The sequence below is a fragment of the Mesorhizobium sp. WSM4849 genome, from assembly GCF_055811385.1.
This window is the reverse complement of sequence record NZ_JBVVPW010000010.1, coordinates 64,528-89,271: the sequence shown is the minus strand read 5'-3', so window position 1 is coordinate 89,271 and position 24,744 is coordinate 64,528. Positions and strand designations below refer to the sequence as shown.

Sequence of the window (24,744 nt, the reverse complement as noted above, 5' to 3'; positions counted from 1 at the left end):
CAGAGACATTTGATACGCAAGGAACATATCAGGAACTAAATGACAATAGCCTCTTGCGATAAATATTCGGCGTCCTCCCAAACGAGGCCAACTTCCGGGTCATAGAGACCCGGCGTCATGAGCACCGCAAACTGGTCACCGCGCAGCCTCTCCTCGGCAAATTTCACATGGCCGCAGGCGATAAGCCGCGCCCGCGCCTTCGGCGGCACCTGTACGACATAGGTCTGCAAGTCACGGGCGATCACGCCGGACGGAATCGTCTCGATCCTCAGCTTTGCAATCGCCGCTTTCGCTTGTTCGGCTCGGGCGACAATCACCGGAACCATGCCGCTCTCGATCACGCGAAAATTCTCGGCGACCGAGCGATAGGCAAAGTTCGTGCCGCTGCCGCCGATACGAAACTTGTCCACGATAGGCAATCTGTCGTTGCGTCCACGATCCAGCCCTTCGGGGCCGACGCGCCAATAGACCTCGCCGAAGAAATCCTCGATCGCGGCGGGTGACAGAAGTTTTTCGTGGCTTGCCATCATCCGGGCCATGTCGCTCGAAAGCCCCGCGATCTCCGGTGGTGGCGGGTTTTCAGGTGCCTTGAACACAGTGACAATGCTGTCCTCCACCGGTCGCCGCCCCTCGCGATTGCAGCGCCCGGCGGCCTGCGCTATTTGATCCAATCCTGCTTCCGCGCGCCAAAGCCTCGGGAAATCGAGATCCACGCCGGCCTCTACCAGCGAGGTCGCGATCATGCGACAGGGCTCGTCGTTCAGAAGTCTCTGCTTGACCGCCGCCAGAATCTCGCGCCGGTGCGCCGCATATTGGCGCGTCGTCAGATGGACGAGGCCCTGGAGGCGAGTCTCCTTCGCCTGGTGATACAGCGCCAGGGCATGCTTGCGGCTGTTGACGATGACGAGGCCCTGATTGGTCTTGCTGAGTTCGGCCAGAACGGTCATGTCGTCCATCGCGCCACCATGGACCAGCCTGACGCGTTCCAGTTTTTCTGCCAAGTCATCGGGGTCCGGCGCCAATTCGCGGCCTGCCAGCGACAGGCCGGCCGGATGCTTTGACGGGAAATTTCGCTGGTCGAGCGCCGGTTGGGTCGCGGTACATAGAATAATGCTGCAGCCATAATTCTCGGCAAGTTCGCGCAGCGCCCAAACGGCAGGGATGAGAAGCTGGCGCGGCAATGTCTGCGCCTCATCGAGAATGATGACGCTGTTGGCGATGTTGTGCAGTTTGCGGCAGCGCGACGTTCGCGCAGCAAACAGGCTCTCGAACAATTGCACGTTGGTCGTGACCACGATAGGCGCCGCCCAGTCTTCCATGGCGAGCTTGAGCTTGTGTTTGTCGGCCTTCGTGCTGTCGGCATCCCGTGGTTCACGTGGGCGGCGCTCCTCATCCTCGATTGCGGAGTGGTGTTCCAGCACGACATCATCACCAAGTATTTCGCGAAAGATCGCCGCCGCCTGGTCAATGATCGATGTAAACGGGATGGCATATATGATGCGATCAAGCCCGTGTGCTTTGGCGTGATCGAGGGCGAACCCGAGTGAGGCGAGCGTCTTGCCGCCGCCGGTCGGCACCGTCAGCGTGAAGAGGCCCGGCTTTTCGGTTGCGCGCGAACGGACATGGTCGAGAATGTTCGCTCGCAACACGTTGACCGATGTGTCCGATCTACGCTGTTGGCCCATATGGACGTCGAAAGCCTCGGTAAGGCTGTGCAGGATCAATTGCAATTCTGGCCAACTGCGGTCGACGTGCCTTCCCTCAGTGCGAGCATAGAATTGTTCAGTATCCTTGAAATCCGCATCAACGAGGCAGGAAAAAATCATTCGGCCAAGAAAGCCGAGCTGGAAGGCGGCTCTTGCCTTGTCCGTCTTTTCCCAGTCGGGGAACGGCGGCAAGAGATTGGCAATCTCTGGCGCGATTTGGGACTTCCAGACAGGGTCGAGTCCCTCGTCCGAAAAGCCATTGAGGCGTTCGGACAATGTGGAAAGAGCCTCGCCCTGTTGATCCGGGAGACCGGCATGGTGACCGGCAATGCAATAGGCAATTAGTTCGGCAACGATCCTGTCGTCCGCTTTGGCTGCCCGCGCCAGTTGGACAACAGTGGCAGCGCCTGCGGTGGAATGATCGACTCGCTCCTCCGCACCGGACAATCGCGCCTGGAATTGCGGCGTGTATTTCCCGAGATCATGAAGCAGGCCAGCAAGCCAGGCTGCACGTCCGATGCCGATCCGCGCGCCAAATTGTTGCGCGACCGCGGCGACAGCGATGAGATGGTCGTTCAAGGGTTGCCAGTTGGAGCGAACGGGCTCGACGGTCGAATGCGCGTAGTACATCGTGCCTCTGCGAAAATTGAGCGCCGTTCGACTGGAGACGCGCAAAGTGAAGCCATTGCGTGAAATCATGGGCTTCGTGTACCTCGCGAAGCGCTACGCGTTCCAATCGGCCGATGCCTTGATAATCCACTACTGCCCCTCCAGTCGAACAACCTAGCTGGCACTATTCAACGCGAACCGTAAACGAACCGATCACATTGCTGGCGTTACAATCAATCGGACGAACAATGCGGAGGAAGGCATATGACGCGCGTGCGGCAGCCCATTGGCAAAAGAGGTAGCCTGAAATGGATACAGCGCGCAGTAAATCGGCATCCCCAAATTCTCGACGATCAGATCACTTCACTGCTGGGCGAAACAGGGCAGATCACATGGCTGTCGCCTCGGAGTGATGACGACTACGCTGAATACCGCGATGACGCGTTTCTCGATCTGATAGGTCACGGAGAACTGCGAGATCGGCTCTTAGAATTTTGGCCCCGGCGTGGACCTCAATGGGACGCACTCGGCAGGACATCATCCGGTAGCATCCTACTTGTTGAGGCCAAAGCACATGTCGGTGAAATCTGCTCGCCTGGATCCAGCGCCAGCTCGTTGACTCGCTCGATCATCGAACGGTCTTTGGAAGCCACGGCCGACGGCATGGGCGCGAAACCGAAAGCGCCCTGGATCGAGACATTCTACCAACTGGCCAATCGCTATGCGCACCTGAATTTCTTGCGTACAAACGGCGTCAGTGCCTGGCTCATCCTTGTCAACTTCATCGACGACACCGAAATGAACGGCCCTAGCAGCGCGGCAGAGTGGCGGGCTGTCTATCAGATCGTGGACCACGTCATGGGCGTGCCAAAGCGCAACCCGATGGGTAAATTCGTGCTCCACATCCATCCATCCGTTGCTGAAGTCACTCCATGGGATCAGAGACTCGGCGTTTGACAGTTCGAGCGAACCGATTCGCGACCTTCGCGGACTTCCCGGCCCGGCACCTAGAACCGGCAGCAGACCCACCTGAACACTGTCCTTGCCGAGGAAAAAAGGTCACCCGGAAAAGCGGTTGTTAGTTTCGTCAAATGGCTCGAGGTCGTGGGACACGCCGGTCCGACTCGGTGTCCGGGGCGTGCCGTCCTCGCTCGCCGATGCGGACCCCGGCGGCCGAAGCCATCCGGGCCGAGCGAGAGACCTCCCGGTTCCCGTGCAAGGAGCGTCCGTACATGCCAGGGTCTGTGACCGCGCGGAGCCGCTCCCACACTCGCAATGGCGCGTGCGACCTCTCGCCTTCCGCCTGACAGACGGCGTCGGCGCTCCGATTGTACCTTTCGCGGCTCAATGGCTGGCCTATGCGTTCCCCTGCCGACGCTTCGTTCCCGGCCTCGCGACCGACAACGCACGGCTCGGGGCCGATGCGGGTTGCTAATCCTTCATCGTAGTGGACTTCCACCACCTACTCCTTGCCGGTCTCCCGGCGCACCTGCCACCGTAATTAGCGGTTGTGCCCATGCCGCTCAGCGATTGCCGTACTCGTCATGGCGGCGCCACCATGCCTGGGGGAATTCGAGCCCGTTCTCGTTCCTTCCCCACGGAGCCAGGTCGAGGAAACGGTAGACCCCCATAAACACCTCGGTGCCACGGGCGTAGGTCGAGTAGGTGTGGTAGACGGCACCGTCCTGGAGCGCGAAGACGCTCATTCCCTCCTTCTGCGGCTCGGCCCTGTCGACATGCTGATAGTTGTAGTTGGCGCCGTCTCTCTGCTGCTCTTCGGTGAAGGCGGCGCCGAAGTCGTATTTGAAATCGCTCCCGAGCGACGAAACCCACGGGAAGCGCCAGCCCATTTGCTGCTTGTAATCCTGGATGTCCTGCAACGGGGCGATCGATTCGCAAACGAGGGTAATGTCGCGGCCGTTCAAGTGGGGGATTACGCAGTCGAAGTGATCGGCGATCAAGGAGCATCCGGTGCATCCTTGGCGCTCATCGGTGAGCCGGTATCCGTAGCCGAACATGAAATGATAGACGAAGAGTTGCGAGCGCCCTTGGAAAAGGTCGGCGAGCGAGGCGCTTCCCTCCTCGGTCTCGAATAGATACTCCTTATCGATCCGAACCCACGGCAGCTCCTGTCGCTGTCGCGCCAGCTCGTCGCTCTGCCGTATGAGCCGTTTCTCCGCCCCGAGCAGTGCGAGCCGCGCTCGCAGCCATTCCTCGCGTGTTCCGGTCTTGTGTTTCGTCATCGCTCCCGTCTCCTTCCTCGGGGTTTCCTTTCCGTTTCTCGAAACAACTTGTTGCGTCAGGAGATAAACTTAACGCCGGAGGCGAAACATGGTAGCCTGATGTGGGGCGGGTTTCCGATGGACTCCCTGATCACGGATGCCAATGATGTCACCTTGGCCTTCGAAGACTACAAGCTGGAAATGGATAGCGCTCCCGCTCGAACACCTCTGCTCGATGCGTTGCGGACCGCAGGTTGAAAAAGAAGGACGGAGTCACAAGGCGAGGGTGCTGATGTTCCCTCGCGGCGGGCATTTCCTGCTTGAGACGCACGCCGAACCCGCGCTCTCCCTCTTGATGGAGTTCATCAAGCGAACACAGCGGCGCAATTTGCCTGAGCGGACTCCTGCCCGCTTGTTGCGGAGCCAGTTGAGGGCGCGGGCGCCTCGTCGAACCACCTGCGTCACTTGGAGGGCAGCATGAAATCGCCGACAGTGAGAGTTATGGCCGCGGCCGATGAAGATCCGGCGGTCGGAACCATCGTGCTGGCGTTTGCAGAGGATCCCATGGCGCGATGGACCTGGCCGCATGCACACCAGTACCTTGCCGCCATGCCGCGACTGGTCCGCGCGTTCGGGGCCAGGGCATTCTCAAACGGAAGCGCCTTTTGCACCGATGGCTACGCCGGGGCGGCGCTGTGGCTGTCGCCCGGTGTGCATCCCGACGAGGAAGGGCTTGGTGCGGTTGTCGAGAGCACGGTTGCGCCCTCTCTTGCCCCTGAAGTCGCCGCTGTATTCGAGCAGATGGCCAAGTACCACCCGGCCGAACCGCATTGGTACTTGCCCGTGATCGGCGTCGACCCGGCGCATCAGGGCGAAGGTCTCGGCGAAGCCTTGATGGCATACGCGCTCGCGCAGTGCGATCGCGATCACGCGCCTGCCTATCTGGAATCCTCGAACCCGCGCAACATTCCGTTCTACCGACGCCACGGCTTCGAACCGCTCGGCGCGATCCAGGTCGGTTCATCGCCGACGCTCGTCCCGATGCTGCGGCGACCGCGTTGAGCCTGCCATTAGATGCAGCGGTTGGCGATTGAGCAGCAGGGAATCGCCGAATTCATGCGTGCGGTATCGGTACGCGGCGAAGGTTGCCGAGGCCTTGGCGAGCAGAGCATCGTCGGCAAAAGCGCGCAGGAGCTCGAAATGGCTTTCGCCCGGCTGGTGGACGCCTGTGAGAATAGCATCGACCACGTGAAGCCGCGTGTCCCGCGCGATGCGCCCTGTCGCAATGCCATTTCCGGCACGCACCCTGCCATCGGGATTGGCAGCTGCCTCAAGCGCGCGCACTACACTCGTGCCGATCGCGATGATGCGGCTGCCGCGCAACTTCGCCCGCGCGACCTGCGCCGCGACGCGCTCAGGGATGCGGTACGGCTCGTCGAAAGGGAGGCGCAGGTCGAGCGCGGGATCGCCGGTGGAAGAAACGCCCGCGGCATGGGTGAGTGTTGCGAAGCTGACGTCGCGCCGACGCCAGGCTTGGAGCGTGCGCCAGTCGAGCGCAAAGCCTGCCGACGGCGCCTCGAACGCGACCGGCCCGGCGGCAATCTTCGTCCAGACATCCCACAGTGCCAACGGCTCGGCAACATGCGCGTATTGAATCGGCCGGCCGTGCTGCGCCAGGCCTGCAAGCACCGGTGTGCGGTTGCCTGGGAATCGCAGCTCGAGAAGGCGAGGATGGTCGAGAAGGCGCTCTACGACGGCTTCCAGCGGGCCGAGCCGGAGGCAGTCGCCTGGTGACAGCGGCGGCGGAGGCAGCCGGTCTTCCGTGCGCGTGCGGTGATCGCCCGCGCCGAAGGCAATAGCCACGAAGCGGGTTGGATCGGGAAGTGACAGCCAACCTGCCAGGCGAATCTCGATCGCCTTGTCGCTGGGGACATGCGTTCCGTGCAAGCTGGCAGGCAAGGTCGCGGCGTCGTTGCCGACGACCAGATCGCCGGGATCGAATAGCGTCGCGAGTCCAGCGCGCGGCAGGTCGTGCATCGCGCCGTCTGCCTCGACGACGAACAGCCTGGCGGAGCGCCGATCGGGACGGTCGGCGGCAATCATCCGTGTGTCCCGGCGAGAATCGTTGCGCTGACCGGCAACGCGTCGAGCATCTTTTCGATGATCTCGGCAGCAGCCACTTCGGGGCGCTTCAATGTCGACGGATCGGCGTCAGGCAGCGCCAGCGCGTGCAGCGGAGTGTCCATATCGCCGGGGTCGAGCGCGAGGAGCCGGATGCCGTCGGCTTTCGCCTCCTCGTCCCAAATCGCCGTGAGATGGGCAAGAGCAGCCTTGCTCGCACCATACGCGCCCCAGCCGGGATAGGCGTTCACCGCTGCGTCGCTGGAGATGTTGATCACCAGCGCGCCACGGCCCTCGCGTGCGGACGCGGCAAGCGCACCGAACAGGGCTTTCGTCAGCCGGAACGCGCCGACGAGATTGACCGCGAGCGCTTTTTCCAGCTCCTCGCACTCGGTATCGGCAAGGAGCGCCAGAGGAACAGGTCCAAGGCTCGACGCATTGTTGATCAGAACGTCGAGCCCGCCGAGGCTGGCGGTGACTTGCAACGCGATCGGGTAGATGTCTTCCTTCTTGCCGACGTCGCCGACAATGCCGTGCGCGCCGGTCTCGCCGGCGATGCGTTCGACGTCGGCGGTGGTGCGGGCGACGAAGGCGACGGACGCACCCTGCTCGGCAAGCTGCCCCACAAGCGCCAGTCCGAGGCCGGACGTGCCGCCCGTGACCGCCACGCGAAGTCCCCGAAGATCGATATTCGTCTGCATTGCCGGTGCTCCTTCAATCTGCACGGCCTGTTGCTACAAGTTCAAGTTAACTTGAAGTCAAGCGGGAATTGTGCTTTCGTTCACGCATGGAATCCATGCTGACCATCACCGACGTGTCGCGGCGCAGCGGCGTCGCCTCATCGGCATTGCGTTTCTACGAGGAGCGCGGGCTGATCGCTTCCGAGCGGGCCGGCTCGGGGCATAGGCGCTATCCGCGCTCGGTGCTGCGCCGGATCGCCTTCATCGTCTTCGCGCAGCGAATTGGGCTGACTCTTGAGGAGATTGGCGGCGAACTCGCCAAGTTGCCAGCCGATCGCGTGCCGTCACGTCGGGATTGGTCGCGTTTGTCGGGCCGGTGGACCAAGCGCATCGACCAGCGCATCGCCGAGTTGCAGCGTCTGAGGTCCGGGCTTACCGAGTGCATCGGTTGCGGCTGCCTGTCAATCGACCGGTGTAGCCTTGCGAACCCTGCCGATATGGCAGGTCGCAAGGGGCCGGGGCCGAGGTATTGGCTGGGATAAGTTGGCAGCGTGCCTGTCAGAGCAGCTTGTCCGGTGTGATGGGCAGTTCGCGGATGCGTTTGAATTACAGAATTAAATTACGGTGACAGTGCACCTTTTGTCGTGCTCGGTGGCAAAAGCCGGCCTATTGATGTCAGGGCGCGCCAGGATGTCGAGCTCCCTCCTTGTCGCAGATAGCGATGTCTGAAGGATCGACGAGGACGGTGGCCAAGGCGCAACAGGTCCGACAGCGCGGCGCGAAGTTGCGGCCGGGAATTACGATCCTGACGGCAGACCAAGCGTTTGGCGCGCCTCGTTGACGGTGGCGACACGCCGACCAAACTTCTCGACTGAGGCCGCCGCGAGTTCGACGAGCTCCGCGTTGCTGCGCGCCAGGCGTTCCCTAGTGATCCTGATATTATCCTCAAGTCCGGTACGCACTGCGTCTGCTCCGCGCGCCAACGCCCATTGCATTACGATCGTCTGGTTGCGGCCTATTCCGGCCGCTGTCCAGGTGGATTGTGGAAACAGGAGTTTCGCTTCCCTGAGGAGCACGTCGAGCAATCTCTCCTCCGCAGGCAGTGCGTTTTGCACGCCCATGACAAACTGGATGTGCGGGCACTCACCTATAAGTCCCCCGTCGGCCAGCCGCCTGGCAGTGTGAAGGTGCGACAGGTCGAAGATCTCGATCTCCGGCAGCACGCCATTTGCCTTCATCGCGGCTGCGAGATCACCGATCAGGGCGGGATGGTTCTCGTAGACTATGGATGGGAAGTTGACCGAACCGGTCGAGAGCGAGGCCATGTCCGGCTTCAGATAAAGCGCCGAGCCACGCGCGGCAGGATCACGACCGCGCCCGCCGGTCGAGAACTGGACGATCATCCCGGGGCAGTGCCTACGCACCCCCGCCTGAACGGAAGCGAAGCGCGTTGGTTCAGACGATGAACTCTGATCGTCATTGCGCACGTGGATGTGCACCAGCGACGCACCTGCTTCAAAGGCTTCCTGGGTCGACTCGATCTGTTCGGCCACGCTGATTGGCACCGCAGGATTGTCTTCCTTGCGCGGCAGCGAGCCGGTGATCGCAACGGCGATGATACAGGGTTCAGGCATGGCGATACACTATCGGTCGACCTGGTCCATGAGCCAGCGGATCGCGAGCGGATACCCCTCGGCGCCGAGCCCCGCGATCACGCCGGTGGCGACCTTCGATACCAGCGACCGATGATAGATCTCCTCGCGGCGATGGATGTTCGAGATATGCAGTTCGACGATCGGGCCTGGAAACATTTTGAGCGCATCGAGCACCGGGATCGAAATGAAGCTCAAACCCGCGGGATTGATCAGAATGCCCGCGCCGTCGTCGATCGCCTCATGCACCCAGTTGACGATTTCGCCCTCAATGTTCGACTGGTGAAAACGGATCGGATGGTCGCCGGCGGCGTCACGGCACATCCCCTCGATTTCTGCGAGTGTCGTCCTCCCATAGATCTCCGGCTCGCGCATGCCGAGCCGGTTGAGATTTGGGCCGTTGAGGACGAAGATTGGCTTGGTCATGGTCCTATTCCTTGATAGCCCAGCAGGCGCGGCAGCCACAGCACCAGCGATGGGAAGAAGGTGATCAGCATCAGGGCGGCAATCATGGCGTAGAGAAACGGCATTACGTCGTGCACCAGGTCGCGCAGCGATACCTCTGCGATACGAGTCATGATGAACAGCAGCAACCCGTAGGGCGGGGTGACGAGCCCGAGCATGATGTTGACGACGACCATTACGCCGAAATGCACCATGTCGACGCCGAGCGCCTTCGCCGTCGGAATCAACACCGGCACGATCACCAGCAGGATAGTCGTCCCCTCCAGCACGCAGCCCAGGATCAGCAGCAGGATGTTGACGAGGATCAGGAAACCCATCGGCGAAAGATCCCAGGACTGCAGGATCACCGACAGGGACTGCGGAATGTTCTCAACCGTGACGACGTAGTTGAACACCAGGGCGCCGGCGATGAGCATGCCGATCGAGGCGGTGGTGCGGGCGCTGTTGAGAAGCGCATGGTAGAGCTGACCCGGCGTCACGCTGCGATAGATCGCGACCGAGATGAGCAGCGCGTAGCCGGCGGCGACCGCCGCCGCCTCGGTCGGGGTCATCACGCCGCCCCTTATGCCGACCAGCAGAACGACCGGCAGCATCAGCGCCGGAAATGCGCGAAAGGTGATCCCCGGAAGTTCCCTGAGCGGCACCGGCTTCTCGACCGGAAAGTTTTTCCGGCGCGCGTCGATGGCGACGATGATCATCTGCGTCAGGGCGAGAAGAAGGCCCGGCACGATACCAGCAATGAAGAGGTAGCCGATGGATGCATCCGAGATTAGCGCGTAGATGACCAGCGGAATTGACGGAGGAATGATCGGGCCGATGACGGAGGTGACGGCTGTCAGCGCAGCGGCATAGCTCGCCGGGTACTTGCCATCCTTAGTCATGAGTTGCTGCATCATCTTGCCGGTGCCCGCGGCGTCGGCGATGGCCGAGCCGGACATGCCGGCGAAGATGATCGACTGCAGCACGTTGACTTGCGCCAGGCCGCCGCGAAAACGGCCGACGACGGCGTTGCAGAATTGCAGCAGCCGGTCGGTCATTGTTCCGGCGTTCATCAACTCCGCGGCGAGAATGAACATCGGTACGGCAAGCAGAATGTAGCTTGTGTAGAGCCCGTTGAGGAGCTGCTCGGCGGAGGTGCCCATGTCGAGCCCTGCAAGCCAGAGATAGAGGATCGACCCGGCGATCATCGAGTGACCGATCGGCAGGCCAAGCAAGGCCAGCGCTGTGATCGCAACGACTGACAGCGAAAAGGGACTCGCGAGATTCATACGCCGGAGCTCGCTTTCGTGGGGTCAAATTCCGCCGGTGCTTCGCCGCGGAGAGCACGCCACGCGAGCCATAGGTAGCGGGCGATCACGGCGACCACGAAGACGAGATAGATCGAGAACAGCCAGTCGAAGCGTATCTTGAGGTAGGCGGTGCTCTCGACCTTCATGAAGGTCACGTAGTCGAAGACGGCCGGAAAGGACCAGCCATAGAGCGCGACGAGAGCGATTGCGAAGGCAAGCGTCATTACCCGCCTTATGTCCGGACCGACTGTGGCGTAGAGGAGATCAAAACGGATTTCCTCTTCTTCACGAACGACGAACGCTGCGCCGAACAGCACAACCCAGATCCAGAGCACGACGGTGAGCTCGTTGCTCCAGCCCGTCGGCCAGTTGAGAAGATAGCGAAAAACAACCTGCAGCAGAAACGCGGCGAACATGGCGCCGATTGCGATGGCGATGGCGTTCTCGGCGCGCCGGTAGAGCCAGCCGCCGACCTTTCTCAATCCCGGGTTCATGATGCCTCCCTGGCAGGCGTCTGGCTAAACGAGTTTGGGCCAGCCGGTCACAAGCGGACCGGCTGGCGAGTTTTGTCGCGTCAAAGCGCGTTGATCTTGTCGACCATCCCGGCCGGCCATTCCTTGGCCAGGTCGGAGGCAAGATATTGCTCCTGCACATGCTTGCGAAATGCTGCGACATCGGGCTCGTAAATCTTCAAACCCTTGCCCTTGAATGTTTCAACAAGTTCCTTCTCGCGCGTCAGGTGTTTCTCTGTCGAGAAGTCGATCGCCTTGTCCGCCGCGGCCTGGACTTTTGCCTGCTTCTCGGCCCCCATCTCATCCCACACCTTTTTCGAGATGCTGAGAAGGTCGAATCCGACAAGGTGCGAGGTAAGTACGATCTGCGACATGACCTCGTAGAATTTCATGTTCTCCACGTTGGGCAGAGGGTTGTCCTGCCCGTCGATCGCGCCTGTCTGCAGGCCGGTATAGACCTCGGCGTATGCCATTGGCGTAGGGTTCGCGCCGAGCGCCTGGCCGAGGAATTGCCAGGCGTCGCCACCCGGCATGCGCAGCTTGATGCCGGCCATGTCGGCGGGAGTCTTGATTTCCTTGTCTGGCTTCAGGCCGACCTGGCGCAGGCCGAAATAGGTGGGACCAAGCACCCTCACGCCGAGCTGGTCCTCGGTCATCTTCTTCAGCTCCGCACCGGCATCGCTGGCAAAGAAGGCCTTCACGTGCGCGGCGTCACGGAACAAGTAACCGGCGGTGACGATAGACCACGCCGGAATCTGCTTGGAGATGTCCTGCGGGGCAACGTTGCCCATCTCAAGATTGCCGCGCTGGATGGCGACAAGTTCGGTGCCCTGCTTGAACAGGTTGCCGCCGTAATAACCCTCGAAGGCAAAGTCGTCCTTGATGGCGTCGGCGAACATTTTCATCATCTCGGCCCGGATGTCCTGTTCCGAGAACACGGCCGAGAAACGCAGCTTCGGTTTGTCCTGCGCGAAGGCGGGAACGGCGGTCCCGGCGGCGAGTGCGCCGACGGCGACCATAAACAGGCGTCGGTTCATTTCAGCTTTCATGTCGATTTCCTCCCTATGGTCTTCATATGGTTATAGGCGTCATTGCCTTCATGCGGCGGCCTCGAAATGATCTGCCATGGCGCGGCGGTCGGCCTTGCACCCGGTGAAGAGTTCGAACGCGCGGACGGCCTGATAGATCGCCATGCCGATGCCCGGCAGCGTTCTGCAGCCGATCGTACGGGCCGCGACCAACAACTCTGTTTCGGTCGGAAAGTAGATTATGTCGGCGACCCATTTTTCGGCTGTCAGAAGAGCCGTGTCGAACGGTGTTCCGGGGTATTTCGCCATGCCCACCGGGGTCGTGTTGACGATGCCGTTTGCCATGCGCACGGCTGCGGCCGGGTCCGGCCACGTCTCGACGCGACCGCCGAACAAGGCGCCCATGCGCGACGCAAGATCCGAGGCGCGACTGGGTTGGCTGTCGAGGACGAACAGCCGGCCAACGCCCATTTCCATCAGCGCGTTTGCGACTGCGGCGCCCGCTCCGCCGGCGCCAAACATCGCGACACTGCCCATCGATGCGCCTGTCATCGCTTCGCGAAAACTCTCCGCGAAACCCCAGCTGTCGGTGTTGTGGCCTTCCTTGCGTCCGCCAGCGAAGACGACCGTATTTACCGCGCCTATTGCGCGCGCTGCCGGCGACAGCGCATCCAGGACAGGCATAACAGCCTGTTTAAACGGATGAGTGACGTTGAGGCCGTGAAAGCCTGCAATTTCCGCCGCCACGATCAAGTCGCCGATCGCCGCGTCCGGAAATCCGAGCCGGTCGAAATCGAGCAAAAGGTACGAATAGCCGATGCCGAGGCGCCGGGCTTCACGCTCGTGCATGCCGGGAGTGCGCGAGGACTGAATGCCGCGTCCGACAAGGCCAATCACGACCTTTTCGCTGTCGCCGCTGGCGGCGCCCTTATGCTCGTCCGCAAGACGGCAAAGGAGATCGACAAGGCTGTCGTCCATCTCCGAAATTCCTCCCTGTGGCGGGCCGCCTCCCAGCCCAAATGCGGCAATTCCTGGATCGCCCTTGTGTTCACGCCAAACGCGCCGGTAAATGAGTCCGTCGCGATTTGCGAATGATGTACTAACTGGTTAGTTTAGTCAAATGCCGGCTGCGCCGGGGCGGGAACTCAAACTGCATGGCCGTTATCAAGAAAGAACGAAAGCCGAAGCCGGACGCGAGCACGACGCGTGTCCAGGACCCTGAGGGCACGCGCCGCAACATCCTGGAGATCGCCTCCAAGGAGTTTGCCCTGAACGGCTTGTCGGGCGCACGCATAGACGAGATTGCAGCGCGCACGCGCTTCAGCAAACGCATGATCTACTACTACTTCGGCGACAAGGAAGGCCTCTACCTGCGCGCGCTCGAGAACGCCTATCGCCAGGTGCGCGAGGGCGAGGCTCAACTTGATACCGAAGGTCTGCCCCCCGTGGCGGCACTGGCACGCCTAGTGGAGTTCACGTTCGACCACCATCACCGACACGAGGAATTCATCCGCATGGTGATGATCGAGAACATCCATCACGGCCAGTACCTCGAACAATCGGATGCGATCCGCGAACTGAACGTGACTGCGATCGACCATATCTCTCGCATCTATTCACGCGGTGTCGAAGAGGGGGTCTTCCGGCCGGGACTCGACGCGGTCGAACTCCATTGGCAGGTAAGCGCGCTGTGCTTCTTCAACGTTTCCAATCGCACCACCTTTTCGATGATCTTCGGACGCGACTTCGGCGCGCCGGCACAACTCGAGCGGCTCAAACGCAACAGCGTGGAGATGCTGTTGCGTTTTGTCGCGAAGGACGAAGCTCCCGCAGAACGCTGAGCGCGCCGAAACTTGCGGTGCTGCCAGCGTTGCCCTAATTATGTACGAACTGGTTCGTTCACAACAAACCAGGGAGGAGGCGCGTTTGAAGACTTCGATCGCGACGGTGTCGATCGCCGGTGATCTGGCGGAGAAATTCGCGGCAATTTCCGCCGCTGGCTTCGACGGTGTCGAAATCTTCGAGAACGATTTCCTCGCCTTTGACGGCTCGCCGCGCGACGTCGGCCGAATGGCTGGCGACGCAGGTCTGACCATAACGCTCTTCCAGCCGTTCAGGGACTTCGAGGGTTTGCCGGAGCCCCAGCGCAACCGCGCCTTTGATCGTGCCGAGCGCAAGTTCGACGTCATGCAGGAACTCGGCACCGACCTGATGCTGGTATGCTCGTCGGTGTCGCCAGTCTCGCTTGGCGGGATCGACCGGGCGGCCATGGATTTTCACGAGCTTGGCGAGCGCGCCGCCAAGCGCGGTCTGCGCGTCGGCTACGAGGCATTGGCCTGGGGGCGTCACGTCAACGATCATCGCGATGCGTGGGAAATCGTGCGCAGGACTGACCATCCGAACGTCGGGCTGGTTCTCGATTCCTTCCACACGCTGGCCCGCAGGATTGAACTCGGCTCCATCCGTTCGATACCCGCTGACAAGATCTTCATCGTCCAACTCGCCGACGCGCCGCTGATCGAAATGGACTTGCTCTATTGGAGCCGGCACTTCCGCAACATGCCAGGCGAAGGCGATCTGCCGGTGCGACAGTTCATGCAGGCGGTCGCGGCAACCGGTTATGACGGCTATCTGTCGCTCGAGATTTTCAACGACCAGTTCCGTGGCGGGTCGGCAAAGGCGATCTCCGTCGACGGACGGCGTTCGCTCGTATGGTTGATGGATCAGGTGCGGCGCGAAGAACCGGCACTTGACATGGCTATCCCGCCCATGCCCGACCGCATCGGGGTTGGAGGGGTCGAGTTCATCGAGTTCGCGGCCGATCGCCAGGACGCTGGACAGCTTGGATCGCTGTTGCGCATGCTCGGCTTTGTCGCGGCCGGTCGGCACGTCTCGAAGGACGTCACGCTCTACCGCCAGGGTGAGATCAATATTGTCATCAACACCGAGCGGCAGGGCTTTGCCCATTCTTCCTTTGTTGTCCATGGCACGTCGGCATACGCGATGGGCCTGAAGGTCGAGGACGCCGCCGCCACGGTCGCGCGCGCCGAGGCGCTGGGCGCGGAGATCTTTCACCAGCGGGTCGGGCCCGGCGAGTTGTCGATCCCGGCGATCCGCGGCGTCGGCGGCGGACTGATCTACTTCCTCGATGCCAAGACCGACTTGGCAAAGGTCTGGGACATAGAGTTCACGCCGGTCATGCCGGCAACTTCCGGCAATGGCGTCGGCCTCACCCGCATCGATCATGTCGGGCAGACCATGGCACAGGAGGAGATGCCGAGCTGGCTGCTGTTCTATGTCTCGATCTTCAGGACGGCCAAGACCCCCATGGTCGACATCGTCGATCCGGCCGGCCTCGTGCGTAGCCAGGTGATCGAAGGTCTGGACAAGCGCTTCCGCCTGACGCTGAACGGCGCCGAGAGTCACCGCACGCTGGCAGGCCATTTCATCGCCGAAACCTTTGGTTCCGGCGTCCAGCATCTGGCACTCGCAACGGATGACATCTTTGCGACGGCGGCGAAGCTGCAGGCCAACGGCTTCGAACCGCTTCAGATATCGATGAACTACTACGACGACGTAGAAGCGCGCTTCGGTTTGGATCCGGAGGTAGCCGATCGGTTACGCTCAGCCAACATCCTTTATGACCGCGACGACAACGGCGAGTTTTTCCAGCTCTATGCGCCGACATTCGGAGAGGGGTTCATTATCGAGTTTGTTGAACGGCGCGGCGCTTATGCAGGATATGGTGCGCCGAACGCACCATTCCGCATCGCCGCGCAAAAACGGCTGATGCGGCCCAAAGGAATGCCAAAGGTATGACGGGTATGAACTTTGCTCGCATTAATGGCGCGACGATCCACTACCGGCATCGTCCCACACCCGGCAGGCCAACGGTCGTCTTAACGAACTCGCTCGGCACGGATATGCGCATCTGGAACGAGGTCGAGCAAAGGCTCGCCGACGACTGTACGTTCGTTGCGTTTGACAAACGCGGACACGGCCTGAGTGAACTGGGTGGCGCGCCGCAAACAATCGAGACCCATGCGACGGACCTTGCAGGACTACTCGACCATCTTGGCGTAAAGCGCGCGGTGATCTGCGGGCTTTCGATCGGCGGCGTCATTGCGCAATGCCTTTACAAGACGCGGTCGGATTTGATCGAGGGGTTGATCCTTTGCGATACGGCAGCGAAAATCGGTACGGCCGAGATGTGGAACGGGCGCATCAACGCGGCCCTGTCGGAGGGCATCGCGAGCTTTGCCGACGACGTGATGCGAAAATGGTTCACACCGGATTTCCATAAGAATCGCGGCGAGGAACTGGCGGGATATAAAACGATGCTGACGCGCCAGGATCCGGCCGGCTACGCTGCTGCCTGCGCGGCTATCCGCGACGCCGATTTCACCGCGACGACCGCCGCGATCAAAGTGCCGACACTCTGCATTGTCGGCGATCAGGACGGATCGACGCCGCCTGAACTGGTGGAATCGCTGGCCCGCTCAATCCCCGCCGCACGGTTCGAAGTCATCACCGGTGCGGGCCATATCCCATGCGTCGAGCAGCCGGAAAGGCTCGCTGGGCTGATCCGTGGCTTCCTGAACGACATGCGAAGAGAGCGCAAATGAACAAGCCACAAGACGGCAACCGATACGTCGAAGGCATGGCGACGCGCCGTTCGGTGCTGGGTGACGCCCATGTCGACCGCGCAGAGGCGGCCAAGACCGAATTCGACATTCCTTTCCAGGAACTGATGACGGAGGCTGCATGGAGCCACGTCTGGTCGCGGCCGAGCATCACCAAGCGCGAGCGTTCCATGATCACCATCGCGCTGCTCGCCGCGCTGAAGCAGGACGAAGAGGTTGCGATGCATATCCGCGCCAGCGTCAATACCGGGGCGACGCGCGACGACATACGCGAGGCACTGCTCCATGTGGCAATCTATGCCGGGGTACCGGCGGCAAATCATGCGATGAAGATCGCCAGGAAGACGTTCGACGAAATGGACGCTCAGGCCGGCAAATCATGACCAACTCGCGCTTTCCCGCCAACCGCACGCCGGAAATCGGCACCTTCTTTCAGCGCGACCGCAACTGGCATCCGCCGGCCTTCACGCCAGCCTACAAGACTTCCGTGCTGCGCTCGCCGCAACGGCCGCTTCTTTCCCTCGACAACACCCTGTCGGAGCTTACGGGGCCGGTCTTCGGCCACAATATTCTCGGTGAACTGGACAATGACCTCATACACAATTTTGCCGGGCCGGGCGAAAGCGCGATCGGGCCGCGCATCCTCGTCTATGGCCGCGTACTCGACGAGCGCGGCATCGGCGTCGCCGGTGCGCTGCTGGAGGTATGGCAGGCCAACGCCGGCGGACGCTATCGACACAAGAAGGAGACTTATCTCGCGCCACTCGATCCGAACTTCGGCGGCTGCGGCCGCACCATCACCGGCAAGGATGGCTCCTATTGTTTCCGCACGATCCAGCCGGGGCCATATCCCTGGCCCAACGGACCCAACGACTGGCGTCCAGCTCACATCCATTTCTCGATTTTCGGGCACGGCTTCGCGCAGCGCTTGATCACCCAGATGTATTTCGAGGGCGACCCGATGATCTGGAGGTGCCCGATCGTGCGGACCATCAACGACCGCCGCGCTATTGAAGGCCTCACCGCCGCGCTCGATATGGAGGCAACGATACCGATGGATGCGCGGGCATACAAATTCGACATTGTACTGCGCGGCCGCCGCTCGACGCTGTTCGAAAACCGCATCGAGGGCAACTGATGGTCCAGGCTCTCGGTCGGCTGAAGGAAAGCGCCTCGCAGACCGCGGGACCCTACGTCCATATAGGGCTGACGCCCAACTTTGCCGGTATTTCGGGCGTCTATGAACGCGACCTTGGCACCGCGATGGTCAACGACAAGACGAGGGGCGAACGCATCAGGGTCAACATCCGGGTGATCGACGGCGCCGGCTCGCCGCTGAAGGACGCGCTTGTGGAGATCTGGCAGGCGGACGCTGCCGGCATCTACAATTCGCCCTCGGATCTGCGCGGCTCCGCCGACCCCAATTTTACCGGCTGGGGCCGGCTGCCCACCGACATGACGACGGGCGAATGCATGTTCGAGACCATCAAACCCGGCCGTGTGCCTTTTTTCGACGGCCGCAAGATGGCGCCGCATTTAACGGTCTGGATCGTCGCGCGTGGAATCAACATTGGCCTTCACACCCGCATGTATTTCAGCGACGAGGAAACCGCCAACGCCGAGGATCCCGTCCTGATGCGCATTGAGCAAAGAGAGCGGGTGTCAACGCTGGTCGCGCCGCGCGATGGCGACATCTATAAGTTCGACATTCATCTCCAGGGCATCAACGAGACGGTCTTCTTCGACATATGATCGCAGCATTCGACAATCCCCTCCTGTCCGGGCTTCTCGGCGATGAGAAGATGGCGACGCTGCTCGGCGTTGAGGCCGAACTTGCGACGATGCTGCAATTCGAGAAAGCGCTCGCCGACGCAGAAGCTGCGCTCGGCATCGTCCCGGCGGCTGCAGCAAGCGCAATCGGACGTGTCCTCGACAACTTCCGGCCGGAAATCCAGGCCCTGAGGGACGCGACGGCGCGCGACGGCGTCATGGTGCCGGAGCTCGTGCGGCAGATCAGGCATGCTGTGGGAGAGCCGCATTCGGAGCATGTGCATTTCGGTGCGACTAGCCAGGACGTGATCGACACGGCCATGATCCTGAGAATTCGCGCCTGTATCGACCTGTTGGAAGAACGGCTTTCGGCTCTGGTGGTCGCCTTCGCCGATCTCGGCCATCGGTTTGGCAATCGCCCGCTGATGGCCCGAACCCGAATGCAGGCAGCGATTCCGATTTCCGTAGCCGACCGCGTCACAAGCTGGCGCGAACCGCTGGTGCGCCACCACGAGCGGCTTCAATCGGTGCGAGGATCGGTTCTCGTCATCCAGTTCGGCGGCGCCGTCGGGACACTCGAGAAGTTCGCAGACAAGGGCGCCGCCATCCGTGCCGCGCTGGCCCGGCGGCTAAGCCTCGGCGACGCGTCGCAATGGCACAGCCAGCGCGACCGCATCGCTGAGCTGGCCAACTGGCTGTCGCTTGTGACGGGCGGCCTCGGCAAGTTCGGGCAGGACATTGCGCTGATGGCGCAGGCAGGCGACGAGCTCCAACGGGCGGGCGGCGGTTCATCATCCGCCATGGCGCACAAGCGCAATCCCATTGACGCCGAGATGCTGGTGACGCTTGCCCGCTACAACGCAGTTCAATTGTCGGGAATGCATCATGCGCTGATCCATGAGCAAGAGCGCTCTGGTGCAGCCTGGACGCTGGAATGGTTGATCTTGCCGCAGATGCTCATGGCGGCTGGAGTATCGACCTGTGTCGCGGACAGGCTGGTCCGAACCATAGCGGCAATCGGAGGCAAGGTTGACTGATCCCACTAGAGCGGGATGCGTTCAAATTGAACTAGGCATCCCCTCTATCTATTTGTTTTAGCCGCATTTTCTGCGACGCCAAGTGATTCCACTTGGCTGCAAAATGCTCTAGGCGGCTCACGCGTGGATCTTGCGATTTAGCCGTCTCCGCTGCCACTTAGTCAGTAAGATCAAGCGGTCACCTGAGCTACCATCAGCCACACTGAGCGCTCTCGCAGGCATCGAGTGGGTTGGCAATGGCCGTGCCCTGGTTTGCCGACAATTGTGCGGCCACACCCATGGCGACGGCTTTCCAGCCATCGTCCAACGTCACCTCAACCTGCCCTTCGCCTCGCAGGGCGGCGCAGAACCGCTGATGCTGATAGAAAGTCGAGCCGTTGTGATCGCCGGCCGTCAACAATTGCAGGTCGACCGGGATCTCGACGGTGTACGGTCCCTGCGGAAAGCGCGGGCTGACGATCAACTGCGGCGTCGGCGCCGCGCCGAGATGAGCTGGCCAGAAGCGGCCGGGACCCGGCACCAGGCATTCGACTTTACCTCGCGCACCGACGGCGCTGATCTCCTCCTGATAGCGGCTGCCCTCTGCATACATGCACAGTTCCAGCATGGCGCGCGCGCCGCTGGCGAAATCGACCAGCACGTAGCCGCAATCCCAGATATCGGGTGTCTCGCCATCATAACGCTCGTCGAGATGGTTCACTTCCTGTCCGGCCGACGCCATGATCCTCACCGGTTCCGATTTCAGGATCAGCCGCATGAGATCGAAGAAATGGCAGCATTTTTCGACGAACGTGCCTCCCGATCGACGGTTGAAGCGGTTCCAGTGGGCCACCTTGTCCAGGAACGGATAGCGATGTTCGCGGATTGTCAGCATCCGGATGCCGCCGGTGGCGTTCTGCGCCTGCTCGATGAATCGAGCGACCGGTGGCATATAGCGGTATTCCATCGCGACCCAGACTGGTGCGGCATAGGTCGCGGCGAACGCCTTCACCGCGGCTGCGTCGACCGGATCGGTGAAAAGCGGCTTCTCGACCAGGATGGGCAGCGCACGGATAGCAGCGATTTCCTTGAGCTGCGCGAAGTGCACATAGTTCGGACTGGCGATGAGCAGACAGTCGACGCGCGGATCGGCCGCCACCTCCGCGACCGAGCCGGCGATCGACGCTTGCGGGGTGAGGACTGCCGCGCGTGCGCGCATCATCGCGTCGGGCTCGAAGATCGCCGCGACGCCGACATCGGGCAGCAGCGCGATATTGCGAAGATGCTCCTGCCCCATCATGCCGCAGCCGATGATGCCGTAGGAAATGTGCTTCGCCATATCAGTTCCCTATCGCAGCCGCGCGACATAGCGCGCGACGCCATGATCAAACCAGGTCCTGGAAAACTCCGCGCTGGCGCCGTCCTGCATCCAGCCGGTACGCTCGATGAAGCCGGCGGCGGCGCCCGGCGCGAGGCCGAACTCAGGCAGCGCCCATCCCGGCACCTGGCCGACCCCGACGCGGTCCTCTGCACGTAAGATCCAGATGCCGAGCGCCTTGCGGTAGTAGAGATAGAGCGAATCCGACAGTTCTTCGATAGCAACCGTCTCCGCACGGGAACCGTCGAGCCAGATCTCCTCCAGCGCCGCCGGCTTGCCGCCGAGGCTCCGCAGCCGCCTTATTCTATGGGCCTCGCTGCTCGACCCGAACACCGGCAGGTCCATCGGTTTCGCCAGCCGATCGACTGACAGAACGCGCGCCGTCGGCAGCCCGCCTCCCTCCAGGAGTTCCAGCCGGAACATGGAATAGACACTGGCCACGTCTGGTTGCGACCGCACATAGTTGCCGGAACCCTGGATGCGACTGAGCAAGCCCTTGCGCTCGAGATCGCCGAGCGCCTTGCGCAATGTACCGACCGCTATTCCGAGGCTTGCCGCCATGTCGCGCTCCGGCGGAAGCTTCTCGCCCTCGATCATCCTCCCGGCCGCGATCTCGCGGATCAGCATTTCGCTGACCTTTTGATGCATCGGAAGCGCGTAGGCGTTTCTGGACGTGGTCACATTGCCTCCAACCCGAAATTGATACACTATTGATCTACACAAACACGAATGATATGCAACAGGGAAATCCAGTCTCTGACAACGAGGGAGTGCCGACATTGACGGTCGTTCCAGTGACGTCCGCAGATCTCGATGCTGCTGAAGTGTCGTGGTTTTCCGCTTTGTGCTCCGATGATTTCCGCTATCTCGGCGTACCGGATGGTACGCTGCGGTCGAGTTGGGAGCACTGCTCCGATATCGTCAAGACAGCTGAAGGACTGGGCTTTCGCAATATCCTGTGTCCCTCGTCCTATCAGGTTGGCCAGGATACTCTGTCCTTCGTGGCGGGCTGCGCTCCGATAACCCATTCGATCAACCTTCTCGCGGCGGTGCGTTGCGGCGAAATGCAACCGATCATGCTGGCGCGCACGCTCGCAACGCTCGACCACATGCTGAAGGGCAGATTGACTGTAAACGTCATCTCTTCCGACTTTCCCGGCGAATTGGCCGACAGCCGCTTCCGCTATCAGCGTTCGCGCGAGGTCATCGAGATCCTGCGTCAGGCCTGGACGCGCGACGAAATCAACCATCAGGGCGAAGTCTACCAATTCAAGAAAGTAACCGCCGACCCCGCAAAGCCCTACCAACGGAATGGCGGGCCGCTACTCTATTTCGGCGGTTATTCGCCCGACGCGCTCGAACTCTGCGGCGCACAGTGTGACGTGTATCTGATGTGGCCGGAGGCGAAGGACGTGTTGGCGCACCGCATGCGTGATGTTCACGAGCGTGCAGCCGCCCATGGCCGCACATTGGATTATGGCCTGCGCGTCCACGTGATTGTGCGCGACACCGAAGCCGAAGCCCGCGACTATGCCGAGGAGTTGGTTTCGAAACTCGACGACGAGCAGGGCAGAGTTATCCGCGCCCGCGCACTGGACGCGACATCCCTGGGCGTCGCGCACCAGGCAAAGAACCGCGCCGGCGCCGACGCACACGGCTATGTCGAGCGGCATCTGTGGACCGGCGTTGGCCGCGCACGCTCTGGTTGCGGCGCCGCGATCGTCGGCTCGACCGACCAAGTCATGGGCGAGATCGAGGAATACCGGAAAATGGGCATCCGCGCCTTCATCTTCTCCGGCTATCCGCATCTCGACGAGGCCTTGTCCTTCGGCAAGCGCGTGCTGCCGAACATCAACACCTGCTCGCTGCCGCATGCCTATGGCCGGGTGCCGGAAATCACCCCGGCGACGCCGCTCGGAACCGGGGAGCGGCGATGATGATGCTGCGAATGCGCCTCAACGAGATTGAAGCTTCCACCGCAGCCCTTGGCCAGGAGGGCGCCTGATGTACCACTTCCTCAACCCCGAGCAGCAACCGATGAAAAGCTTCGTGCCCGGCCCCGACCGCAAGCGCGAGTTCCGCGACGCGCTCGGCCGGTTTGCGACTGGTATCACCGTCGTCACCACGATGACGCCTGATGGTCCCGTCGGCATCACCGCGAACAGCTTTGCATCGGTGTCCCTCGACCCGCCGATCGTGCTCTGGTCGATCGGCCGGCATTCGAGGCGCTTTGCCGCCTTCGCAGGTTGCGAGCATTTCGCGGTTCATGTCTTGGGCGCGGAGCAGATGGAGCTGAGCCAGCGCTTTGCTCGCGTCGGTCAAGCCTTCGACGGCCTCCCGCACGACCTGAACGATGCCGGCGTGCCGCTGCTGGGTGGCTGCCTGTCGCGGTTCGAATGCGTGCGGATCTCCGGGCATGAGGGCGGCGACCATTTGATCGTCGTTGCCCGCGTAACCGGCGCGACCTTGCGAGACGGCGAGCCCCTGCTTTTCTTCGGCGGAGGTTACGGACGCTTCGAGGACGGTTCGAACGTGACCCCATCGATGTAGCGATGGCCTGGTCCGGACAGCGGTGTGAACCATACAACTCAGGCGCGAACCGGGCCGGTCGACTGGCGTTGGACGATATGGCAGGCGAATTCGATACGGCGCGGCGGCAGGTCCCCGCCGAGATCGGCGAGCAGGAGGTCGAGCGACGCCGCGCCAATCTCGCGCATCGGGATATGCATGGTCGTGAGGGGCGGGTTTTGGAAAGCCGCCTGCGGAAGGTCATCCATGCCCATGACCGACACGTCGGCAGGCACCTCGTAACCCGACTTGCGGATCGCCATCATCGCGCCGATAGCGAGGCTGTCGCCCGCGGCGAGCACAGCTGTGAAGTCGAGGCCACGAGCCTCAATGCGCCGCGCGATCGCTTCCGCCGCAAGGTCCGGCAGCCAGTCCGTCACCTCCACAGCCAGGTCGCCGGCCGCCAGGCCGCGCTCTCGCAGTGCGTCCTGCCAGCCCTCGAAGCGACGCTCGATCGTGCGCCGCCCGCGCCGCATCAGGAACAGGATGCGCCGGTGGCCGAGGTCGAGCAGGTGCTGCGTCGCGAGATGCGCCGCGGAGCGGTTGCATGGCGTCAGGCTCGAATGGTGCATCGCCGGGTCGTCGCCGTTTATGAGCACGATCGGCTTGCCGAAACCGCCGGTCAGCGTCAGCACCGCCTCGTCGTCAAGCGTCAGAAACAGGCAGCCGACGACGCTCTTGTCTTGCCTGGCCTCATTGAGCAGAGCGATCTGCTCACCGGCGTCGGCGATGGAGCGCGACACCAGCTCGACGCCGAGAGTTCGTGCACGCTCGTTCAGTCCGTCGAGGACATAGAAGGTGAACTGGTTGCGGACATAGTCGATCCTGGCAGCGTTGCTTGCGGCGAGGAAGACCTTGCGGCCGGCGATCGAAGTCGCGACCGTGTAGTTCAGCTTCTTGGCGGTTTCGATGATCATCGACCGAAGGTCGCCGCGCACGCCCTTGCCGCCGGCAAGCGCCCGCGACGCCGTGCTGACGGAAACGCCACAGCGCGCGGCGATGTCTTCGAGCCGCACGCGCCGGCTGAGCGTGCCGCGCTTCCCGCTTTCGACCTTCACGACCATCGGCTGTTTCCTCGCCAGACC

General features: G+C 62.0%; 25 protein-coding genes. 12 read left to right on the top strand and 13 right to left on the bottom strand.

The genetic code is table 11. From position 1 onward, the window contains the following. Nucleotides 1–35: 35 nt before the first annotated feature. Nucleotides 36–2,405 (bottom strand): CRISPR-associated helicase Cas3', encoded by a 2,370-nt coding sequence (gene cas3 / locus AC0L3L_RS13285; RefSeq protein WP_473637895.1) that lies wholly within the window; start codon nucleotides 2,403–2,405, stop codon nucleotides 36–38. A 174-nt stretch (nucleotides 2,406–2,579) separates the two neighbouring features. Between cas3 and AC0L3L_RS13280 the strand changes: the two genes are divergently transcribed. Next, nucleotides 2,580–3,272: a hypothetical protein gene (locus tag AC0L3L_RS13280; RefSeq protein ID WP_473637894.1), complete on the top strand. Its 693-nt coding sequence runs from the start codon at nucleotides 2,580–2,582 to the stop codon at nucleotides 3,270–3,272. A 566-nt stretch (nucleotides 3,273–3,838) separates the two neighbouring features. On the opposite strand, the gene AC0L3L_RS13275 is transcribed toward AC0L3L_RS13280, so the two are convergent. Continuing rightward, nucleotides 3,839–4,558, bottom strand: a complete 720-nt coding sequence (locus AC0L3L_RS13275; protein ID WP_473637893.1) for a DUF899 domain-containing protein — start codon at nucleotides 4,556–4,558, stop codon at nucleotides 3,839–3,841. 456 nt (nucleotides 4,559–5,014) lie between these two features. Between AC0L3L_RS13275 and AC0L3L_RS13270 the strand changes: the two genes are divergently transcribed. Beyond that, complete coding sequence (locus tag AC0L3L_RS13270) at nucleotides 5,015–5,599, top strand: GNAT family N-acetyltransferase (protein ID WP_473637892.1); 585 nt, start codon at nucleotides 5,015–5,017, stop codon at nucleotides 5,597–5,599. On the opposite strand, the gene AC0L3L_RS13265 is transcribed toward AC0L3L_RS13270, so the two are convergent. After that, nucleotides 5,558–6,640, bottom strand: a complete 1,083-nt coding sequence (locus AC0L3L_RS13265; protein WP_473637891.1) for an S-adenosylmethionine:tRNA ribosyltransferase-isomerase — start codon at nucleotides 6,638–6,640, stop codon at nucleotides 5,558–5,560. The genes AC0L3L_RS13270 and AC0L3L_RS13265 overlap by 42 nt on opposite strands. Beyond that, on the bottom strand, nucleotides 6,637–7,359 hold the full coding sequence (locus tag AC0L3L_RS13260; RefSeq protein ID WP_473637890.1) for an SDR family NAD(P)-dependent oxidoreductase: 723 nt from the start codon (nucleotides 7,357–7,359) through the stop codon (nucleotides 6,637–6,639). Before AC0L3L_RS13260 ends, AC0L3L_RS13265 begins: the two co-directional genes overlap by 4 nt. Nucleotides 7,360–7,445: 86 nt before the next feature. On the opposite strand from AC0L3L_RS13260, the gene soxR reads away from it, so the two are divergent. Continuing rightward, nucleotides 7,446–7,880 carry a redox-sensitive transcriptional activator SoxR gene (gene soxR / locus AC0L3L_RS13255; protein WP_095518917.1) on the top strand — a complete coding sequence of 145 codons (435 nt, stop codon included), beginning with the start codon at nucleotides 7,446–7,448 and terminating at the stop codon, nucleotides 7,878–7,880. A 255-nt stretch (nucleotides 7,881–8,135) separates the two neighbouring features. Here the strand turns inward: soxR and AC0L3L_RS13250 are convergent, their stop codons facing one another. The 6 genes from AC0L3L_RS13250 to AC0L3L_RS13225 all read right to left on the bottom strand — a co-directional run bounded on the left by AC0L3L_RS13250 (nucleotide 8,136) and on the right by AC0L3L_RS13225 (nucleotide 13,262). Then, on the bottom strand, nucleotides 8,136–8,972 hold the full coding sequence (locus AC0L3L_RS13250; RefSeq protein WP_473637889.1) for a 3-oxoadipate:acetyl-CoA acetyltransferase: 837 nt from the start codon (nucleotides 8,970–8,972) through the stop codon (nucleotides 8,136–8,138). A gap of 9 nt (nucleotides 8,973–8,981) precedes the next feature. After that, a complete protein-coding gene (locus AC0L3L_RS13245; RefSeq protein WP_473485449.1) occupies nucleotides 8,982–9,416 on the bottom strand; it encodes a type II 3-dehydroquinate dehydratase in 435 nt (144 codons plus the stop codon). Continuing rightward, nucleotides 9,413–10,723, bottom strand: coding sequence for a TRAP transporter large permease (locus AC0L3L_RS13240; protein WP_473637888.1), 1,311 nt, complete (start codon nucleotides 10,721–10,723; stop codon nucleotides 9,413–9,415). Before AC0L3L_RS13240 ends, AC0L3L_RS13245 begins: the two co-directional genes overlap by 4 nt. After that, nucleotides 10,720–11,238, bottom strand: coding sequence for a TRAP transporter small permease (locus AC0L3L_RS13235; RefSeq protein WP_473485447.1), 519 nt, complete (start codon nucleotides 11,236–11,238; stop codon nucleotides 10,720–10,722). The genes AC0L3L_RS13240 and AC0L3L_RS13235 overlap by 4 nt, the downstream gene beginning before the upstream one ends. An 80-nt stretch (nucleotides 11,239–11,318) precedes the next feature. Then, nucleotides 11,319–12,305, bottom strand: coding sequence for a TRAP transporter substrate-binding protein DctP (dctP, locus tag AC0L3L_RS13230; RefSeq protein WP_473637887.1), 987 nt, complete (start codon nucleotides 12,303–12,305; stop codon nucleotides 11,319–11,321). Nucleotides 12,306–12,353: 48 nt separating this feature from the next. Beyond that, nucleotides 12,354–13,262 carry a shikimate dehydrogenase gene (locus AC0L3L_RS13225; protein WP_473637886.1) on the bottom strand — a complete coding sequence of 303 codons (909 nt, stop codon included), beginning with the start codon at nucleotides 13,260–13,262 and terminating at the stop codon, nucleotides 12,354–12,356. 176 nt (nucleotides 13,263–13,438) lie between these two features. Between AC0L3L_RS13225 and AC0L3L_RS13220 the strand changes: the two genes are divergently transcribed. The 7 genes from AC0L3L_RS13220 (at nucleotide 13,439) to AC0L3L_RS13190 (ending at nucleotide 19,734) form a co-directional block, all read left to right on the top strand. Beyond that, nucleotides 13,439–14,125 (top strand): TetR/AcrR family transcriptional regulator, encoded by a 687-nt coding sequence (locus tag AC0L3L_RS13220; RefSeq protein WP_473637885.1) that lies wholly within the window; start codon nucleotides 13,439–13,441, stop codon nucleotides 14,123–14,125. A gap of 85 nt (nucleotides 14,126–14,210) precedes the next feature. Further along, on the top strand, nucleotides 14,211–16,103 hold the full coding sequence (locus tag AC0L3L_RS13215; RefSeq protein ID WP_473637884.1) for a bifunctional sugar phosphate isomerase/epimerase/4-hydroxyphenylpyruvate dioxygenase family protein: 1,893 nt from the start codon (nucleotides 14,211–14,213) through the stop codon (nucleotides 16,101–16,103). A 5-nt stretch (nucleotides 16,104–16,108) separates the two neighbouring features. Continuing rightward, on the top strand, nucleotides 16,109–16,909 hold the full coding sequence (gene pcaD, locus AC0L3L_RS13210; protein ID WP_473638000.1) for a 3-oxoadipate enol-lactonase: 801 nt from the start codon (nucleotides 16,109–16,111) through the stop codon (nucleotides 16,907–16,909). Further along, nucleotides 16,906–17,310 (top strand): 4-carboxymuconolactone decarboxylase, encoded by a 405-nt coding sequence (gene pcaC, locus AC0L3L_RS13205; RefSeq protein ID WP_473637883.1) that lies wholly within the window; start codon nucleotides 16,906–16,908, stop codon nucleotides 17,308–17,310. Before pcaD ends, pcaC begins: the two co-directional genes overlap by 4 nt. After that, the gene (gene pcaH / locus AC0L3L_RS13200; protein WP_473637882.1) at nucleotides 17,307–18,065 is read left to right on the top strand and encodes a protocatechuate 3,4-dioxygenase subunit beta; all 759 of its coding nucleotides are present in this window, start codon (nucleotides 17,307–17,309) and stop codon (nucleotides 18,063–18,065) included. The genes pcaC and pcaH overlap by 4 nt, the downstream gene beginning before the upstream one ends. Further along, complete coding sequence (gene pcaG / locus AC0L3L_RS13195; protein ID WP_192355342.1) at nucleotides 18,065–18,679, top strand: protocatechuate 3,4-dioxygenase subunit alpha; 615 nt, start codon at nucleotides 18,065–18,067, stop codon at nucleotides 18,677–18,679. Before pcaH ends, pcaG begins: the two co-directional genes overlap by 1 nt. Further along, nucleotides 18,676–19,734: a 3-carboxy-cis,cis-muconate cycloisomerase gene (locus AC0L3L_RS13190; RefSeq protein WP_473637881.1), complete on the top strand. Its 1,059-nt coding sequence runs from the start codon at nucleotides 18,676–18,678 to the stop codon at nucleotides 19,732–19,734. Before pcaG ends, AC0L3L_RS13190 begins: the two co-directional genes overlap by 4 nt. 193 nt (nucleotides 19,735–19,927) lie before the next feature. On the opposite strand, the gene AC0L3L_RS13185 is transcribed toward AC0L3L_RS13190, so the two are convergent. Further along, the gene (locus AC0L3L_RS13185; RefSeq protein ID WP_473637880.1) at nucleotides 19,928–21,052 is read right to left on the bottom strand and encodes a Gfo/Idh/MocA family protein; all 1,125 of its coding nucleotides are present in this window, start codon (nucleotides 21,050–21,052) and stop codon (nucleotides 19,928–19,930) included. A gap of 9 nt (nucleotides 21,053–21,061) precedes the next feature. Then, nucleotides 21,062–21,739: a GntR family transcriptional regulator gene (locus tag AC0L3L_RS13180; RefSeq protein ID WP_473637999.1), complete on the bottom strand. Its 678-nt coding sequence runs from the start codon at nucleotides 21,737–21,739 to the stop codon at nucleotides 21,062–21,064. Between the two features lie 131 nt (nucleotides 21,740–21,870). Here AC0L3L_RS13180 and AC0L3L_RS13175 point away from each other — a divergent pair, with 131 nt between their 5' ends. Both AC0L3L_RS13175 and AC0L3L_RS13170 read left to right on the top strand, forming a co-directional pair. Continuing rightward, nucleotides 21,871–23,028: an LLM class flavin-dependent oxidoreductase gene (locus tag AC0L3L_RS13175; RefSeq protein WP_473637879.1), complete on the top strand. Its 1,158-nt coding sequence runs from the start codon at nucleotides 21,871–21,873 to the stop codon at nucleotides 23,026–23,028. 67 nt (nucleotides 23,029–23,095) lie between these two features. Beyond that, on the top strand, nucleotides 23,096–23,641 hold the full coding sequence (locus tag AC0L3L_RS13170; RefSeq protein ID WP_473637878.1) for a flavin reductase family protein: 546 nt from the start codon (nucleotides 23,096–23,098) through the stop codon (nucleotides 23,639–23,641). A gap of 38 nt (nucleotides 23,642–23,679) precedes the next feature. On the opposite strand, the gene AC0L3L_RS13165 is transcribed toward AC0L3L_RS13170, so the two are convergent. Next, entirely contained in the window at nucleotides 23,680–24,723 is a 1,044-nt protein-coding gene (locus tag AC0L3L_RS13165) for a LacI family DNA-binding transcriptional regulator (RefSeq protein ID WP_473637877.1), read from the bottom strand. Nucleotides 24,724–24,744: the final 21 nt, after the last annotated feature.

Bases quoted from the DNA above. Each gene is read 5' to 3' on its own strand.
- AC0L3L_RS13180 (WP_473637999.1), bottom strand. From the start codon at position 21,739: ATGCATCAAAAGGTCAGCGAAATGCTGATCCGCGAGATCGCGGCCGGG.
- pcaD (WP_473638000.1), top strand. From the start codon at position 16,109: ATGAACTTTGCTCGCATTAATGGCGCGACGATCCACTACCGGCATCGT.
- AC0L3L_RS13270 (WP_473637892.1), top strand. From the start codon at position 5,015: ATGAAATCGCCGACAGTGAGAGTTATGGCCGCGGCCGATGAAGATCCG.
- AC0L3L_RS13280 (WP_473637894.1), top strand. From the start codon at position 2,580: ATGACGCGCGTGCGGCAGCCCATTGGCAAAAGAGGTAGCCTGAAATGG.
- AC0L3L_RS13275 (WP_473637893.1), bottom strand. From the start codon at position 4,558: ATGACGAAACACAAGACCGGAACACGCGAGGAATGGCTGCGAGCGCGG.
- AC0L3L_RS13220 (WP_473637885.1), top strand. From the start codon at position 13,439: ATGGCCGTTATCAAGAAAGAACGAAAGCCGAAGCCGGACGCGAGCACG.
- AC0L3L_RS13260 (WP_473637890.1), bottom strand. From the start codon at position 7,359: ATGCAGACGAATATCGATCTTCGGGGACTTCGCGTGGCGGTCACGGGC.
- AC0L3L_RS13235 (WP_473485447.1), bottom strand. From the start codon at position 11,238: ATGAACCCGGGATTGAGAAAGGTCGGCGGCTGGCTCTACCGGCGCGCC.
- AC0L3L_RS13245 (WP_473485449.1), bottom strand. From the start codon at position 9,416: ATGACCAAGCCAATCTTCGTCCTCAACGGCCCAAATCTCAACCGGCTC.
- pcaC (WP_473637883.1), top strand. From the start codon at position 16,906: ATGAACAAGCCACAAGACGGCAACCGATACGTCGAAGGCATGGCGACG.
- AC0L3L_RS13240 (WP_473637888.1), bottom strand. From the start codon at position 10,723: ATGAATCTCGCGAGTCCCTTTTCGCTGTCAGTCGTTGCGATCACAGCG.
- AC0L3L_RS13170 (WP_473637878.1), top strand. From the start codon at position 23,096: ATGTACCACTTCCTCAACCCCGAGCAGCAACCGATGAAAAGCTTCGTG.
- soxR (WP_095518917.1), top strand. From the start codon at position 7,446: ATGGAATCCATGCTGACCATCACCGACGTGTCGCGGCGCAGCGGCGTC.
- AC0L3L_RS13190 (WP_473637881.1), top strand. From the start codon at position 18,676: ATGATCGCAGCATTCGACAATCCCCTCCTGTCCGGGCTTCTCGGCGAT.
- pcaH (WP_473637882.1), top strand. From the start codon at position 17,307: ATGACCAACTCGCGCTTTCCCGCCAACCGCACGCCGGAAATCGGCACC.
- AC0L3L_RS13225 (WP_473637886.1), bottom strand. From the start codon at position 13,262: ATGGACGACAGCCTTGTCGATCTCCTTTGCCGTCTTGCGGACGAGCAT.
- AC0L3L_RS13250 (WP_473637889.1), bottom strand. From the start codon at position 8,972: ATGCCTGAACCCTGTATCATCGCCGTTGCGATCACCGGCTCGCTGCCG.
- dctP (WP_473637887.1), bottom strand. From the start codon at position 12,305: ATGAAAGCTGAAATGAACCGACGCCTGTTTATGGTCGCCGTCGGCGCA.
- AC0L3L_RS13185 (WP_473637880.1), bottom strand. From the start codon at position 21,052: ATGGCGAAGCACATTTCCTACGGCATCATCGGCTGCGGCATGATGGGG.
- AC0L3L_RS13165 (WP_473637877.1), bottom strand. From the start codon at position 24,723: ATGGTCGTGAAGGTCGAAAGCGGGAAGCGCGGCACGCTCAGCCGGCGC.
- cas3 (WP_473637895.1), bottom strand. From the start codon at position 2,405: ATGATTTCACGCAATGGCTTCACTTTGCGCGTCTCCAGTCGAACGGCG.
- AC0L3L_RS13265 (WP_473637891.1), bottom strand. From the start codon at position 6,640: ATGATTGCCGCCGACCGTCCCGATCGGCGCTCCGCCAGGCTGTTCGTC.
- pcaG (WP_192355342.1), top strand. From the start codon at position 18,065: ATGGTCCAGGCTCTCGGTCGGCTGAAGGAAAGCGCCTCGCAGACCGCG.